This window comes from Escherichia sp. Marseille-Q3837 (assembly GCF_916618735.1).
Lineage (GTDB): Bacteria > Pseudomonadota > Gammaproteobacteria > Enterobacterales > Enterobacteriaceae > Escherichia > Escherichia ruysiae.
Genome location: NZ_CAKAKC010000001.1, coordinates 2,725,226 through 2,739,641, shown reverse-complemented (window position 1 = coordinate 2,739,641; position 14,416 = coordinate 2,725,226). Strand labels below are relative to the sequence as shown.

14 protein-coding genes are annotated in these 14,416 nt (G+C 47.6%); 7 read left to right on the top strand and 7 right to left on the bottom strand.

The window, feature by feature from the left end; genetic code table 11:
• The 7 genes from hisD to hisIE are packed head-to-tail and all read left to right on the top strand — an operon-like array spanning position 1 to position 6,129.
• Positions 1 to 1,305, top strand: a complete 1,305-nt coding sequence (hisD, locus tag LG381_RS12830; protein ID WP_225762511.1) for a histidinol dehydrogenase — start codon at positions 1 to 3, stop codon at positions 1,303 to 1,305.
• Positions 1,302 to 2,372: a histidinol-phosphate transaminase gene (gene hisC, locus LG381_RS12825; protein ID WP_225762510.1), complete on the top strand. Its 1,071-nt coding sequence runs from the start codon at positions 1,302 to 1,304 to the stop codon at positions 2,370 to 2,372. Before hisD ends, hisC begins: the two co-directional genes overlap by 4 nt.
• Complete coding sequence (gene hisB / locus LG381_RS12820) at positions 2,372 to 3,439, top strand: bifunctional histidinol-phosphatase/imidazoleglycerol-phosphate dehydratase HisB (protein ID WP_225762509.1); 1,068 nt, start codon at positions 2,372 to 2,374, stop codon at positions 3,437 to 3,439. Before hisC ends, hisB begins: the two co-directional genes overlap by 1 nt.
• Positions 3,439 to 4,029, top strand: coding sequence for an imidazole glycerol phosphate synthase subunit HisH (gene hisH / locus LG381_RS12815; RefSeq protein ID WP_001103560.1), 591 nt, complete (start codon positions 3,439 to 3,441; stop codon positions 4,027 to 4,029). The genes hisB and hisH overlap by 1 nt, the downstream gene beginning before the upstream one ends.
• Positions 4,029 to 4,766, top strand: a complete 738-nt coding sequence (gene hisA, locus LG381_RS12810; protein ID WP_105285096.1) for a 1-(5-phosphoribosyl)-5-[(5-phosphoribosylamino)methylideneamino]imidazole-4-carboxamide isomerase — start codon at positions 4,029 to 4,031, stop codon at positions 4,764 to 4,766. Before hisH ends, hisA begins: the two co-directional genes overlap by 1 nt.
• A complete protein-coding gene (gene hisF, locus LG381_RS12805; RefSeq protein ID WP_032225604.1) occupies positions 4,748 to 5,524 on the top strand; it encodes an imidazole glycerol phosphate synthase subunit HisF in 777 nt (258 codons plus the stop codon). The genes hisA and hisF overlap by 19 nt, the downstream gene beginning before the upstream one ends.
• A complete protein-coding gene (gene hisIE, locus LG381_RS12800; protein ID WP_225762508.1) occupies positions 5,518 to 6,129 on the top strand; it encodes a bifunctional phosphoribosyl-AMP cyclohydrolase/phosphoribosyl-ATP diphosphatase HisIE in 612 nt (203 codons plus the stop codon). The genes hisF and hisIE overlap by 7 nt, the downstream gene beginning before the upstream one ends.
• Positions 6,130 to 6,225: 96 nt before the next feature.
• On the opposite strand, the gene wzzB is transcribed toward hisIE, so the two are convergent.
• From wzzB to LG381_RS12765, 7 genes are all read right to left on the bottom strand, one after another.
• On the bottom strand, positions 6,226 to 7,203 hold the full coding sequence (wzzB, locus tag LG381_RS12795) for an LPS O-antigen chain length determinant protein WzzB (RefSeq protein ID WP_001261963.1): 978 nt from the start codon (positions 7,201 to 7,203) through the stop codon (positions 6,226 to 6,228).
• A 145-nt stretch (positions 7,204 to 7,348) separates the two neighbouring features.
• Positions 7,349 to 8,515 (bottom strand): UDP-glucose 6-dehydrogenase, encoded by a 1,167-nt coding sequence (gene ugd, locus LG381_RS12790; RefSeq protein WP_000704798.1) that lies wholly within the window; start codon positions 8,513 to 8,515, stop codon positions 7,349 to 7,351.
• Between the two features lie 248 nt (positions 8,516 to 8,763).
• Positions 8,764 to 10,170 carry an NADP-dependent phosphogluconate dehydrogenase gene (gene gndA, locus LG381_RS12785; protein ID WP_085460843.1) on the bottom strand — a complete coding sequence of 469 codons (1,407 nt, stop codon included), beginning with the start codon at positions 10,168 to 10,170 and terminating at the stop codon, positions 8,764 to 8,766.
• Positions 10,171 to 10,365: 195 nt separating this feature from the next.
• Positions 10,366 to 11,790, bottom strand: a complete 1,425-nt coding sequence (locus tag LG381_RS12780; RefSeq protein WP_225762507.1) for a phosphomannomutase — start codon at positions 11,788 to 11,790, stop codon at positions 10,366 to 10,368.
• 5 nt (positions 11,791 to 11,795) lie between these two features.
• Positions 11,796 to 12,542, bottom strand: coding sequence for a glycosyltransferase family 2 protein (locus LG381_RS12775; RefSeq protein WP_225762506.1), 747 nt, complete (start codon positions 12,540 to 12,542; stop codon positions 11,796 to 11,798).
• Positions 12,542 to 13,948, bottom strand: coding sequence for a mannose-1-phosphate guanylyltransferase/mannose-6-phosphate isomerase (locus LG381_RS12770; RefSeq protein ID WP_225762505.1), 1,407 nt, complete (start codon positions 13,946 to 13,948; stop codon positions 12,542 to 12,544). The genes LG381_RS12775 and LG381_RS12770 overlap by 1 nt, the downstream gene beginning before the upstream one ends.
• Positions 13,949 to 13,953: 5 nt before the next feature.
• On the bottom strand, positions 13,954 to 14,415 hold the full coding sequence (locus LG381_RS12765; RefSeq protein WP_225762504.1) for a GDP-mannose mannosyl hydrolase: 462 nt from the start codon (positions 14,413 to 14,415) through the stop codon (positions 13,954 to 13,956).
• Between the last annotated feature and the right edge of the window lies 1 nt (position 14,416).

Genomic DNA, 14,416 nt, shown 5'->3' with positions numbered 1-14,416 from the left:
ATGAGCTTTAACACAATCATTGACTGGAATAGCTGTACTGCGGAGCAAAAACGCCAACTGTTAATGCGCCCGGCGATCTCCGCCTCTGAAAGCATCACCCGTACCGTCCGTGAAATTTTAGATAACGTGAAAACTCGCGGCGATGACGCCTTACGGGAATACAGCGCGAAGTTTGATAAAACCACGGTTACCGCGCTGAAAGTAACTACTGAGGAAATTGCCGCAGCCTGCGAACGCCTGAGCGACGACCTGAAACAGGCGATGGCTGTGGCAGTAAAGAATATTGAAACCTTCCACACTGCGCAAAAACTGCCTGCGGTAGATGTCGAAACTCAACCAGGTGTGCGTTGCCAGCAGGTCACGCGCCCGGTGGCTTCGGTTGGTTTATATATTCCTGGCGGCTCCGCCCCGCTTTTCTCAACCGTATTAATGCTGGCGACTCCGGCGCGTATTGCGGGTTGCAATAAAGTCGTGCTGTGCTCACCGCCGCCGATTGCCGATGAGATCCTCTACGCAGCGCAGCTGTGCGGCGTACAAGAAGTGTTTAACGTCGGTGGCGCGCAGGCCATTGCCGCACTGGCGTTTGGTACTGAATCCGTGCCAAAAGTGGACAAAATCTTCGGGCCGGGTAACGCCTTTGTCACCGAAGCAAAACGTCAGGTTAGCCAGCGTCTGGACGGTGCGGCGATCGATATGCCCGCAGGCCCGTCGGAAGTGCTGGTCATTGCCGACAGCGGCGCAACACCGGATTTTGTCGCTTCTGATTTACTCTCCCAGGCAGAACACGGCCCGGATTCACAGGTGATTTTGCTGACGCCCGATGCTGGTATGGCGCGTCGCGTTGCCGAAGCCGTCGAACGCCAGTTGGCAGAACTGCCGCGTGCCGAAACCGCACGTCAGGCACTGAGCGCCAGTCGCCTGATCGTGACCAACGATTTAGCGCAGTGCATAGAGATCTCCAACCAGTACGGCCCGGAGCATCTGATCATTCAGACCCGCAACGCCCGTGAACTGGTCGATAGTATCACCAGTGCCGGTTCGGTATTTCTTGGTGACTGGTCACCGGAATCGGCGGGCGACTACGCCTCCGGCACCAATCACGTGCTGCCGACTTACGGTTATACCGCCACCTGTTCCAGCCTCGGCCTGGCGGATTTCCAGAAGCGCATGACCGTGCAAGAACTGTCAAAAGAAGGGTTTTCCGCGCTAGCTTCGACCATTGAAACGCTGGCCGCCGCCGAGCGCCTGACCGCCCACAAAAATGCCGTTACTTTGCGTGTTAACGCCCTTAAGGAGCAAGCATGAGCACCGTGACTATTACCGATTTAGCGCGTGAAAACGTTCGCAACCTGACGCCGTATCAGTCGGCGCGTCGTCTGGGTGGTAACGGCGATGTCTGGCTGAACGCCAACGAATATCCCACAGCCGTCGAGTTTCAGCTAACACAGCAAACGCTCAACCGCTACCCGGAATGTCAGCCGAAAGCGGTCATTGAAAATTATGCGCAGTATGCAGGCGTGAAACCGGAACAGGTGCTGGTCAGCCGTGGCGCGGACGAAGGTATTGAACTGCTGATTCGCGCTTTTTGCGAACCAGGCAAAGACGCCATCCTCTACTGCCCGCCAACGTACGGCATGTACAGCGTTAGCGCCGAAACCATTGGCGTCGAGTGCCGCACGGTGCCGACGCTGGAAAACTGGCAACTGGACTTGCAGGGGATTTCCGACAAGCTGGACGGCGTGAAAGTGGTCTACGTTTGCAGCCCCAACAACCCAACCGGGCAACTGATCAACCCGCAGGATTTTCGCACGTTGCTGGAGTTAACTCGCGGTAAAGCCATTGTGGTCGCCGATGAAGCTTATATTGAATTTTGCCCACAGGCATCGCTGGCGGGCTGGCTGGCGGAATATCCGCACCTGGCTATTTTGCGCACCCTTTCGAAAGCCTTCGCTCTGGCGGGTCTTCGTTGCGGGTTTACGCTGGCAAATGAAGAAGTCATCAACCTGTTAATGAAAGTGATCGCCCCCTACCCGCTCTCGACGCCGGTTGCCGACATTGCCACACAGGCGTTAAGCCAGAAGGGAATCATCGCCATGCGTGAGCGGGTGGTGCAAATTATTGCAGAACGCGAATACCTGATTGCCGCACTGAAAGAAATCCCCTGCGTGGAGCAGGTTTTCGACTCCGAAACCAACTACATTCTGGCGCGCTTTAAAGCCTCCAGCGCGGTGTTTAAATCTTTGTGGGATCAGGGCATTATCTTACGTGATCAGAATAAACAACCCTCTTTAAGCGGCTGCCTGCGAATTACCGTCGGAACCCGTGAAGAAAGCCAGCGCGTCATTGACGCCTTACGTGCGGAGCAAGTTTGATGAGTCAGAAGTATCTTTTTATCGATCGCGATGGAACCCTGATTAGCGAGCCGCCGAGTGATTTTCAGGTGGACCGTTTTGACAAACTCGCCTTTGAACCAGTCGTGATCCCGGAACTGCTGAAGCTGCAAAAAGCGGGCTATAAACTGGTGATGATCACCAACCAGGATGGTCTGGGGACGCAAAGTTTCCCGCAGGCGGATTTCGATGGCCCGCACAACCTGATGATGCAGATCTTCACCTCACAAGGCGTTCAGTTTGATGAAGTGCTGATTTGTCCACACCTGCCCGCAGATGAGTGCGACTGCCGTAAACCGAAAGTAAAACTGGTGGAGCGTTACCTGGCTGAACAAGCAATGGATCGTGCCAACAGTTATGTGATTGGCGATCGCGCGACCGATATTCAACTCGCAGAAAACATGGGCATTAATGGTTTACGCTACAACCGCGAAACCCTGAACTGGCCGATGATTGGCGAGCAACTCACCAAACGTGATCGTTACGCTCACGTGGTACGCAACACCAAAGAGACGCAGATTGACGTTCAGGTGTGGCTGGATCGCGAAGGCGGCAGCAAAATTAACACCGGCGTTGGCTTCTTTGATCACATGCTGGATCAGATCGCCACCCACGGCGGCTTCCGTATGGAAATCAACGTCAAAGGCGACCTCTATATTGACGATCACCACACCGTCGAAGATACCGGCCTGGCGCTGGGCGAAGCGTTAAAAATCGCCCTCGGCGACAAACGCGGTATTTGCCGCTTCGGTTTTGTGCTGCCGATGGACGAATGCCTTGCCCGCTGCGCGCTGGATATCTCTGGTCGCCCGCACCTGGAATATAAAGCCGAATTTACCTACCAGCGCGTGGGCGATCTCAGCACTGAAATGATCGAGCACTTCTTCCGTTCGCTCTCTTACACCATGGGCGTGACCCTGCACCTGAAAACCAAAGGTAAAAACGATCATCACCGTGTAGAGAGCCTGTTCAAAGCCTTTGGTCGCACCCTGCGCCAGGCCATCCGCGTGGAAGGCGACACCTTACCCTCGTCGAAAGGAGTGTTGTAATGAACGTGGTGATCCTTGATACCGGCTGCGCCAACCTGAACTCGGTGAAGTCTGCTATTGCGCGTCACGGCTATGAACCGAAAGTCAGCCGTGACCCGGACGTAGTGTTGCTGGCCGATAAACTGTTTTTACCCGGCGTCGGCACAGCACAAGCGGCGATGGATCAGGTGCGTGAGCGCGAACTGTTTGATCTCATCAAAGCCTGTACTCAACCGGTGCTGGGCATCTGCTTAGGGATGCAACTGCTGGGACGACGCAGCGAAGAGAGCAACGGCGTCGATTTGCTGGGCATCATCGACGAGGATGTGCCGAAAATGACCGACTTTGGTCTGCCGCTGCCGCATATGGGCTGGAATCGCGTTTACCCGCAGGCAGGCAACCGTCTTTTTCAGGGAATTGAAGACGGCGCGTACTTTTACTTTGTTCACAGCTACGCAATGCCGGTCAATCCGTGGACCATCGCCCAGTGTAATTACGGCGAACCGTTCACCGCTGCGGTGCAAAAAGATAACTTCTACGGCGTGCAGTTCCACCCGGAGCGTTCTGGTGCCGCTGGCGCTAAGTTGCTGAAAAACTTCCTGGAGATGTAATGATTATTCCGGCATTAGATTTAATCGACGGCACCGTGGTGCGTCTCCATCAGGGCGATTACGGCAAGCAGCGTGATTACGGTAACGACCCGCTGCCACGCTTACAGGATTACGCCGCGCAGGGTGCCGAAGTGCTGCATCTGGTGGATCTGACCGGGGCAAAAGATCCGGCAAAACGTCAAATCCCGCTGATTAAAACGCTGGTGGCGGGCGTTAACGTTCCGGTGCAGGTTGGCGGCGGCGTGCGTAGCGAAGAAGACGTGGCAGCATTACTGGACGCAGGCGTTGCCCGCGTGGTCGTCGGCTCCACTGCGGTAAAATCACCTGACGTGGTGAAAGGATGGTTTGAACGCTTCGGTGCCGATGCGCTGGTGCTGGCGCTGGATGTACGCATTGACGAGCAAGGCAACAAACAGGTGGCAGTGAGCGGCTGGCAAGAAAACTCGGGCGTTTCACTGGAACAACTGGTGGAAACCTATCTGCCCGTCGGCCTGAAACATGTGCTGTGTACCGATATTTCACGCGACGGTACGCTGGCAGGTTCTAACGTCTCTTTATATGAAGAAGTGTGCGCCAGATATCCGCAAGTGGCATTTCAGTCTTCCGGCGGCATTGGTGACATTGATGATGTCGCTGCCCTGCGTGGTACTGGTGTGCGCGGCGTAATAGTTGGTCGGGCATTACTGGAAGGTAAATTTACCGTGAAGGAGGCCATCGCATGTTGGCAAAACGCATAATTCCGTGTCTCGACGTTCGTGATGGTCAGGTGGTGAAAGGCGTACAGTTTCGCAACCATGAAATCATTGGCGATATTGTACCGCTGGCAAAACGCTACGCCGAAGAAGGCGCTGACGAACTGGTGTTCTATGATATCACCGCTTCCAGCGATGGACGGGTGGTAGATAAAAGCTGGGTATCTCGCGTGGCGGAAGTGATCGATATTCCGTTCTGCGTGGCGGGTGGGATTAAGTCTCTGGATGACGCCGCGAAAATTCTTTCTTTTGGCGCGGATAAAATCTCCATCAACTCCCCTGCGCTGGCAGATCCAACATTGATCACCCGTCTGGCAGATCGTTTTGGCGTGCAGTGTATTGTGGTAGGCATTGACACCTGGTACGACGCCGAAACCGGTAAATATCATGTGAATCAATATACCGGCGATGAAAGCCGCACCCGCGTCACTCAGTGGGAAACACTCGACTGGGTACAGGAAGTGCAAAAACGCGGTGCCGGAGAAATCGTCCTCAACATGATGAATCAGGATGGCGTGCGTAACGGTTACGATCTCGAGCAGCTGAAAAAAGTACGTGAAGTCTGTCACGTACCGCTGATTGCCTCCGGTGGCGCGGGCACTATGGAACATTTCCTCGAAGCCTTCCGCGATGCCGACGTTGACGGCGCGCTGGCTGCTTCCGTATTCCACAAACAAATAATCAATATTGGTGAATTAAAAGCGTACCTGGCAATACAGGGCGTGGAGATCAGGATATGTTAACAGAACAACAACGTCGCGAACTGGACTGGGAAAAAACCGACGGACTGATGCCGGTGATTGTGCAACACGCGGTATCCGGCGAAGTGTTAATGCTGGGCTACATGAACCCGGAAGCCCTGGATAAAACCATAGAGAGCGGCAAAGTTACCTTCTTCTCGCGCACTAAACAGCGACTGTGGATCAAAGGCGAAACATCGGGCAATTTCCTCAACGTAGTGAGCATTGCGCCGGACTGCGACAACGACACACTACTGGTGCTGGCGAATCCCATCGGCCCAACCTGCCACAAAGGCACCAACAGCTGCTTCGGCGACACCGCTCACCAGTGGCTGTTCCTGTATCAACTGGAACAACTGCTCGCCGAGCGCAAATCTGCCGATCCGGAAACCTCCTACACTGCTAAACTGTATGCCAGTGGCACCAAGCGTATCGCACAGAAAGTGGGCGAAGAAGGCGTGGAAACTGCGCTGGCCGCGACGGTACATGACCGCTTTGAACTGACCAACGAAGCATCTGATTTGATGTATCACCTGCTGGTGCTGTTGCAGGATCAGGATCTGGATTTAACGACGGTGATTGAGAACTTACGCAAACGACATCAGTGAGTTGCAGGCTGACTGGATGTGATGTTGTTGTCACATCGGCAACAAAAAACGGGCACGGTGTCACCACCCTGCCCGTATTCTTTAAAGCTAAAAAGATTATTTCGCGTTGTAATTACGCAGCGCGTTACGCCCCAGCACAATCCCCGCTCCAACCATACCGCCCAGCAGCACAGCCAGAATCAGTGTGATGGCCTTTTTCGGGCTATCGCGACGTACTGGCAGTGTGGGTTTCATAACGTAACGGTAGGCATTTATATTAAGATCATCAACCTTCAGGCTTTCGATATCCAAAAGGTTTTGACGAGTCTGGTAGTAGCCAGGAGAGAAAACCAGCGGACGGGTCGCTTCATGCTTGATCATCGACTCCAGTGCATCACTCCCCAGAAGGAACAACGTATCCTGCGTTACGTCTTCGGTCTGTTGAATCTGTGGCTTTGCCAACTGTGCCTGATTCGCATATTGCAACGCTTCCTGAATCTGGCGGATACGCAGATCTTTTTGCTCCTGCGCCACCACTTCCTGCGTTTTCAATGAGTCTTTCAGGGTTTTCATACCCAAGGCAATATTATCTTTCAGGTCCTTTTCCAGCTCTTCATTCACCTGGTCATCAACCTGTTGAATATATTCAGCCAGCTTCTTCTGTGCGTCCGCCGCAGTTTGCCCGACATAAGAAACAGCTAACGGCAACGGCTGGTTTTTAACAGAAGGCTCAATGGTCAGTTTTTCTGGTTCTTCCTGATTATCCAGCGTTTCAGCTAATGCAGAGAAGGCAGAACTGAAGCGACCAATTAACGCCTCCTGTAAATCCGACACTTTCGGTGCAGCCGGACCATAGATAACATTCATGGCATTGTTATAGCCAGCAATTTGCCCCACATCTGGCTGAGTAACAATGGCTGTCGACGTCCATTTCTCTTTCGCGACCGCCAGATATCCGATAGCCAGAGCGATTGCCACAATAACAGTGATGAAGATTGTCACCTTCCCACGCCACAACTGCATCAGTAAATCAATTAAATCAATCTGTTCCGGGTCATGGTTATGCCCAGGAATATTATTATTTTCAACTCTCATCATTACCCTAACAGACGGAAAATTTCAGGTCGCCATAGTTTAGCGATAATCTGTATGAATGCTATAGGATGAATGATAAAAATAATGAATTGTTATACGAGTTACAAAAGACAATCAGGGCGAAAATAGCCCTGATTACAGAGGGTTAGTCGCTGCCAAAGAGATCGCGTGTATAGACCTTGTCTGCCACATCCTTAAGCTCTTCTGCCATACGGTTGGAAATAATGACGTCGGCTTGTTGTTTGAAGGTGGCGAGATCACGTTCCAGGCGAGAGTTGAAGAATGAGTCTTCTTTCATCACCGGTTCGTAAATGATTACTTCAACGCCTTTCGCTTTGATACGTTTCATAATCCCCTGAATGGAAGACGCGCGGAAGTTATCTGAACCGCTCTTCATAATCAGACGATAAATACCCACCACTTGTGGCTTGCGTGACAAAATGGCATCGGCAATAAAGTCTTTACGCGTGCGGTTAGCATCGACAATTGCCGAAATCAGGTTATTCGGCACAGACTGGTAGTTCGCCAGTAACTGCTTGGTATCTTTCGGCAGACAATAACCACCGTAACCAAACGAAGGATTGTTGTAATGGTTGCCAATACGCGGATCGAGACAAACGCCTTCGATAATCTGGCGAGTATTCAGACCTAAACTTTCTGCATAGCTATCCAGTTCATTAAAGTATGCTACGCGCATCGCCAGATAGGTATTAGCGAAAAGTTTAATCGCTTCGGCTTCAGTGGAGTCGGTAAACAGTGTAGGGATATTTTGCTTAATCGCGCCTTCCTGTAACAACGCAGCAAAACGTTCTGCACGTTCTGAACGCTCACCGATGACAATACGTGAAGGATGAAGATTATCGTAAAGAGCTTTACCTTCGCGGAGGAATTCCGGAGAGAAAATAAGGTTATCGATACCCAGACGTTCTTTAATTGATTTGGTGAAACCTACCGGAATTGTAGATTTAATCACCATTACCGCGTTGGGATTAATTTCTGTCACATCGCGAATGACCGCTTCCACGCTTGAGGTATTAAAATAATTTGTTTTCGGGTCATAATCCGTAGGCGTGGCAATAATAACGTAATCGGCATTTTTATACGCGTCATACTTATCTGTCGTAGCGCGGAAATTGAGATCTTTAGTCGCCAGATACTCTTCAATCTCCTTATCAACAATCGGTGACTGCTTCTTGTTAAGCATGTCCACTTTGGCCTGAACGATATCCAGTGCAACCACTTCGTGGTTTTGCGCAATCAGAATACCATTTGAAAGACCAACATAACCTGTTCCTGAAATTGTTATTTTCATTAGCTCTGACTTCTTCCGGTTAAACATTTAGAGTGGTCATTAATCCACCACCACAGCTTCATCTACTGCGGGATTTTTAACGCTGATGTAGATGAACTGTCAAGGCAGCGATCCTGCTGTGCGACTCTGTATTATATCGCTTTTTTAACCATTAATTATAAAAAAAGGCCATAACCTGCCGCTTTGTATAATAAAAAAGCCCGAAGGGTTTCTCCGGGCCTTGCATTGATTAGTTGATTTAAATCAGATTAATCCAGCCATTCGGTATGGAACACACCTTCTTTATCAATGCGCTTATAAGTATGTGCACCGAAATAGTCACGCTGTGCCTGGATCAGGTTCGCAGGAAGAACAGCGGCGCGGTAGCTGTCATAATAGGCAACCGCAGCGGCGAAGGTCGGAACCGGGATACCGTTCTGTACCGCATAGGCTACTACATCACGCAGAGCTTGCTGATAATCGTCGGCGATTTTCTTGAAGTACGGTGCTAACAGCAAGTTAGCGATCTTCGGATTTTCAGCGTAAGCATCAGTGATTTTCTGCAGGAACTGAGCGCGGATGATACAGCCAGCACGGAAGATCTTCGCGATTTCACCATAGTTCAGATCCCAGTTGTACTCTTCAGACGCGGCACGTAGCTGTGAGAAGCCCTGAGCGTAAGAAACAATCTTACCCAGATAAAGCGCACGACGAACTTTCTCAATGAATTCAGCTTTGTCGCCTGCAGGTTGTGCTTGCGGACCGGACAGTACTTTAGACGCCGCAACACGCTGCTCTTTGAGAGAAGAGATGTAACGTGCAAACACTGATTCAGTGATCAGTGACAGAGGCTCACCGAGATCCAGTGCGCTCTGGCTGGTCCACTTACCAGTACCTTTGTTAGCTGCCTCATCCAGAATCACATCGACCAGGTAGTTACCGTCTTCATCTTTTTTAGTGAAGATATCTTTAGTGATGTCGATCAGGTAGCTGCTCAGCTCACCGTTATTCCACTCGGTGAAAGTCTGAGCCAGTTCTTCGTTGGAAAGGTTCAGGCCACCTTTAAGCAGAGAATAGGCTTCCGCAATCAGCTGCATATCGCCGTATTCAATACCGTTGTGAACCATTTTTACGTAGTGACCTGCACCATCGGCACCAATATAGGTAACACACGGTTCGCCATCTTCAGCTACGGCAGCAATTTTGGTGAGGATTGGCGCAACCAGTTCATAGGCTTCTTTCTGACCACCAGGCATGATGGAAGGCCCTTTCAGCGCGCCCTCTTCACCGCCGGAAACACCAGTACCGATGAAATTAAAACCTTCTGCGGAAAGCTCACGGTTGCGACGAATGGTGTCCTGGAAGAAAGTATTACCACCATCAATGATGATGTCGCCTTTATCGAGGTATGGTTTCAGGGAATCAATAGCAGCATCCGTGCCTGCACCTGCTTTCACCATTAGCAGGATGCGACGAGGCGTTTCAAGAGATTCAACAAACTCTTTCACCGTATAGTAAGGAACCAGTTTTTTGCCTGGATTTTCAGCAATCACTTCTTCCGTCTTCTCACGGGAACGGTTGAAAATAGAGACGGTATAACCACGGCTTTCGATGTTGAGCGCAAGGTTGCGCCCCATCACTGCCATACCGACGACGCCGATCTGTTGCTTTGACATTGTTTACTCCTGTCAGGGGGTGTTCACCGCGATGTATGCGCGACTTGAATATGATTGAGATGTTATCTCAAGTTGCACGAATGTGTGTAGTGCTGAATTTCATTAATGTAACGAATACTGTTCTTCATCCTGCATACCAGCATTCACTTGTAATCAAACCTAAGCACACATATAAGCGTAGATAAACCTATAACATCAAGAAATCAAAGAGGTAATATTTCCCAGCACATTCGTAACATATTGCTTAGCCTGATTTTCATCACTGGCCTCAGCATAACAACGGAGTTCTGGAGCATTACCGGAAGGACGGAGATGTATAATATCACCATTATTTAAAGTAAATCTTGCACCATCCGTTTCATCAATAGCGGAACAGGATAATGATTCATAACCTAAGCTATTAAAGAAATTATTGGGTGATGATATGGCATTTTTTATAATTTGTTGACTTGACTCTGAAGGGAAATTTTTAACTCTATCTGACCAAGTGAATCGCTGAGGAAGATTATTAATCAGTTGAGAAATAGTACTATTGCGAGAAGCTATTAAGAGCATTAATGCTGGTAACACAGCATCTCGTGTAGGTAACGATTTTAATTCCTTATCATTAATTTGTAAATCGGAGGCAAGGAGAAAACCACCATTAGCTTCAAAACCAGCGACTGAATTAAAGTGCTTAGCAAGATCTGCAAACGCTGCAATTACATAAGGAGAACCTATTTTCGTTCGTTGTATACTTGCAAAGTTATTAGACTGTTCAATTGCTGTATTACAACTCACTGGAATAGCCAACGCCTTGATATTAAGTTCAATAGCAGTAAGTAATCCCAGAATATCGCCTCTTAGCCATTCACCATTTTCATCGGCAACTAAAGGACGATCACCATCGCCATCCGTTGAGAAAATAACATCAAGATTATATTTTTTAGACCACTCTCTTGCAAGTATACGATCTTCATCACTTACTGCTTCCGTATCAATCGGAACGAACTCATCACTTCTACCTAGAGAAATGACCTCTGCACCCAATTGATTAAAAAGAGGAGCATATAAATCGCGTCCCGCACTAGAATGTTCATATACCCCTATTCTTTTCCCCTTTAAAATCTCGGGATTAAAAAGAGAAACATAACGCTCAATGTAGTAGTCTGCACCTTGAGTACTTGTTTCAAGATGAGGTAATACACCTACAGGCGAAAATGTATACTCACTCTTTATAATTGCGAGCTCATCCTCTTTTGTGATTTCACCATCTGGTCTGTAGAATTTTAAGCCATTACGATCAAAAGGGATATGACTCCCTGTGACCATTATGCAGGGAATGTGTTTCTGCATCGAATAATGAGCTAATGCGGGAGTCGGAATTACACCATGATATTCAACAGTGAACCCATGTTGTTTGATAGCGAAGGCGCATGCCTGAGCAATTTCGTAACTGCTTGGGCGGTTGTCGATGGCTAAGGCAACTTTATTAAAATTGTATTTGTCACCAATAACAGAAAGAAACGCATGAGTGAACGCAGCACAAACATCATGGGAAAAATCGATCACTAAACCGCGAGCACCACTAGTTCCGAACGCAATATTGCTTTCTTTAATAATTTTTCTAGCATTTAACATGATAGTTACTTTTTAATGAATTGAGGAAGTTTAGATAGATTTTTATACGCTAAAGCTATTGGCCAGATAATGCCATTCTGTTTCATAACACGAATGTCTTCCATTGACTTGTTGATCATGGAAGATACTGAACGATTGCTAATTCCACCAACACGCATTTTTACTAAAACTTTTGGCAAATACGCTATTGAAATACGTTGTTTTAAAATATAACGTAACAATGAGTCATAATCAGCAGAAATTCGATAATCTAAAGAAAAACAACCAAACTGACTATAACATTCGCGTTTCATATAAAATGATGGGTGTGGCGGCATCCAACCCACTTTCATCTTGAAACGACTAAATGAACCACTTTTCCATAATCTAATACGTTTAGTCGTATCATTTTGTGCAACATACTCCAAATCGCCATAAATAGCATCACACCCTGTACTTTCAAATATTTTTGCTATATCTGCAATAGCATCATCATAAGCAAGTAAGTCATCAGAATGTAAAAAACCAATAACATCACCCGAGGCTGCATGGATACCTTTATTCAGAGCATCATAAATGCCCTTATCGGGTTCGCAAATGATTTTTGTAACTCGTGTACAATTACTCTTGATCAACTTAATTGTATTATCTTTCGATGCACCATCTACAACTATATATTCGATATCTGGATGCGTTTGCTTTTCTAGAGAAAGTAATGTATCAAGGAGAGTTTTTTCACTATTATAAGTAGCTGTGATAATAGAAATTCGCATTAGTATCCTACTCCAGAAGAAGAAACTCTTATAACATCATCCTCTTCAAGGTAGACTCCTGATCTAACCTCAATTATTTCGAGCGGGATCTTGCCAGGATTTTCAATGGCATGTGGAACACCAACAGGTATATATGTTGATTCATTTTCAGAAACAAGGTAAGTCTTATCTTCAAAATGAACTTTAGCTGTCCCCGAGACAACAATCCAATGCTCAGTACGATGGTAATGAATCTGCTTAGCGGTAATGTGACCAGGTAATACAATCACATGTTTCACTTGAAAGCGCGGCCCTTCAGCTATAGTATCATGACTGCCCCAAGGCCGAAAAATTTCCCGATGTTGTAAATATTCTATTCGATTATTCTTTTTAAGTTGAGCGACGATGTTTTTAACTTGCTGAACTTTATCTTTATGAGCAACTAATACTGCATCTTTCGTTTCAACAACAACCAAATCTTTTACGCCCACGGCACCAATAAGTCTATGCTGCGAATAAAAATAACTATCTGTAGCATCTTCAACCAATACATCACCACGAATGGCATTGCCGCTTTGGTCTTTTGAACTTATTTCCCACAATGCAGACCATGACCCAACATCACTCCATTGCGCATTTAATGGAACGACGACAGCTTCGGCTGTTTTTTCCATAACGGCATAGTCAATAGACTCTTCAGGACAGCAAGAAAATGAAGAGTTATCCAGACGGATAAAATCTAAATCTTGTATCGAAGAGGACAGGGAGCGTTGGCAACTGGCTAAAATATCTGGTCGGAATTTTTTCAGTTCATCGATAAATACAGATGCTCTGAACATAAACATCCCACTATTCCAAAGATAACCGCCATCTGATATGTACCGCTGAGCGACGTGAAGATCTGGTTTTTCAACAAAAGCCGCAACTTTATAACCTTGTCCATCCAGAGATTCACCTGACTTAATGTAACCATAGCCAGTCTCTGGGGATGTTGGAACAATACCAAACGTAACAAGCTTACCCTGCTCTGCAAAATTCTTGGCAGCTAAAACTGCAGCAATGAAATTATCCTCATCCTGGATTTCATGATCAGCAGCAAGAACCAGCAGAATAGGATCATCTCCAGTTACCATAGCCTGAAGTGCTGCGAGTGCTACAGCAGGCGCAGTATTACGACCAACAGGCTCAAGCAAAATACCGCTATGCTTTAAACCCTCTTTACGCAATTGTTCAGCAACAATAAAGCGATGTGATTCGTTACAAATGACCAAAGCGGGTTTATGTTCGACCTTGTCAAGCCGCCGCAATGTCTCTTGCAACATGGTTAAACGACTATTTAAAGACAGAAATTGTTTCGGATAAAGTGTACGTGAAAGAGGCCATAATCTGGTACCAGAACCACCGGCCATGACAACGGGAAGTAGCATATTTATTACCTTGGTATAAAATAATTTTTGGTATATTGATGAACTATAGTGCTATTAAGCAACGTTACTACATCAAACCACTTGTAGGAATTATGCTGGACCGTTGGTAGGTGAAGTTGCTGAGGATTAAGTTGGATTTCATATCCATGCACTACATAGTGTGTAGAAAATTCTGCTTCAGAAAAATTATCATTGTAAAAATGTTCATACACCCCAAGAAATAAGGCATCATTAAGACTAATTTGAACGCCTAACTCTTCAAATGCTATCCGCCTAAATGCAACCTCGAATGACTCATCCTTATAAATTCGCCCTCCTGGCACAAACCAATAATTTTGTGCTGGGCGATTCAGGCGCTGCCCCAGCAGCGCCTCTCCTTTATCGTTTCTAATTATGAGATCAATCGAGATTAGAGGAGTATGCTCAACTATTGTTTTAAATAGCTCACGTTCCAATCTCTTGTTCATA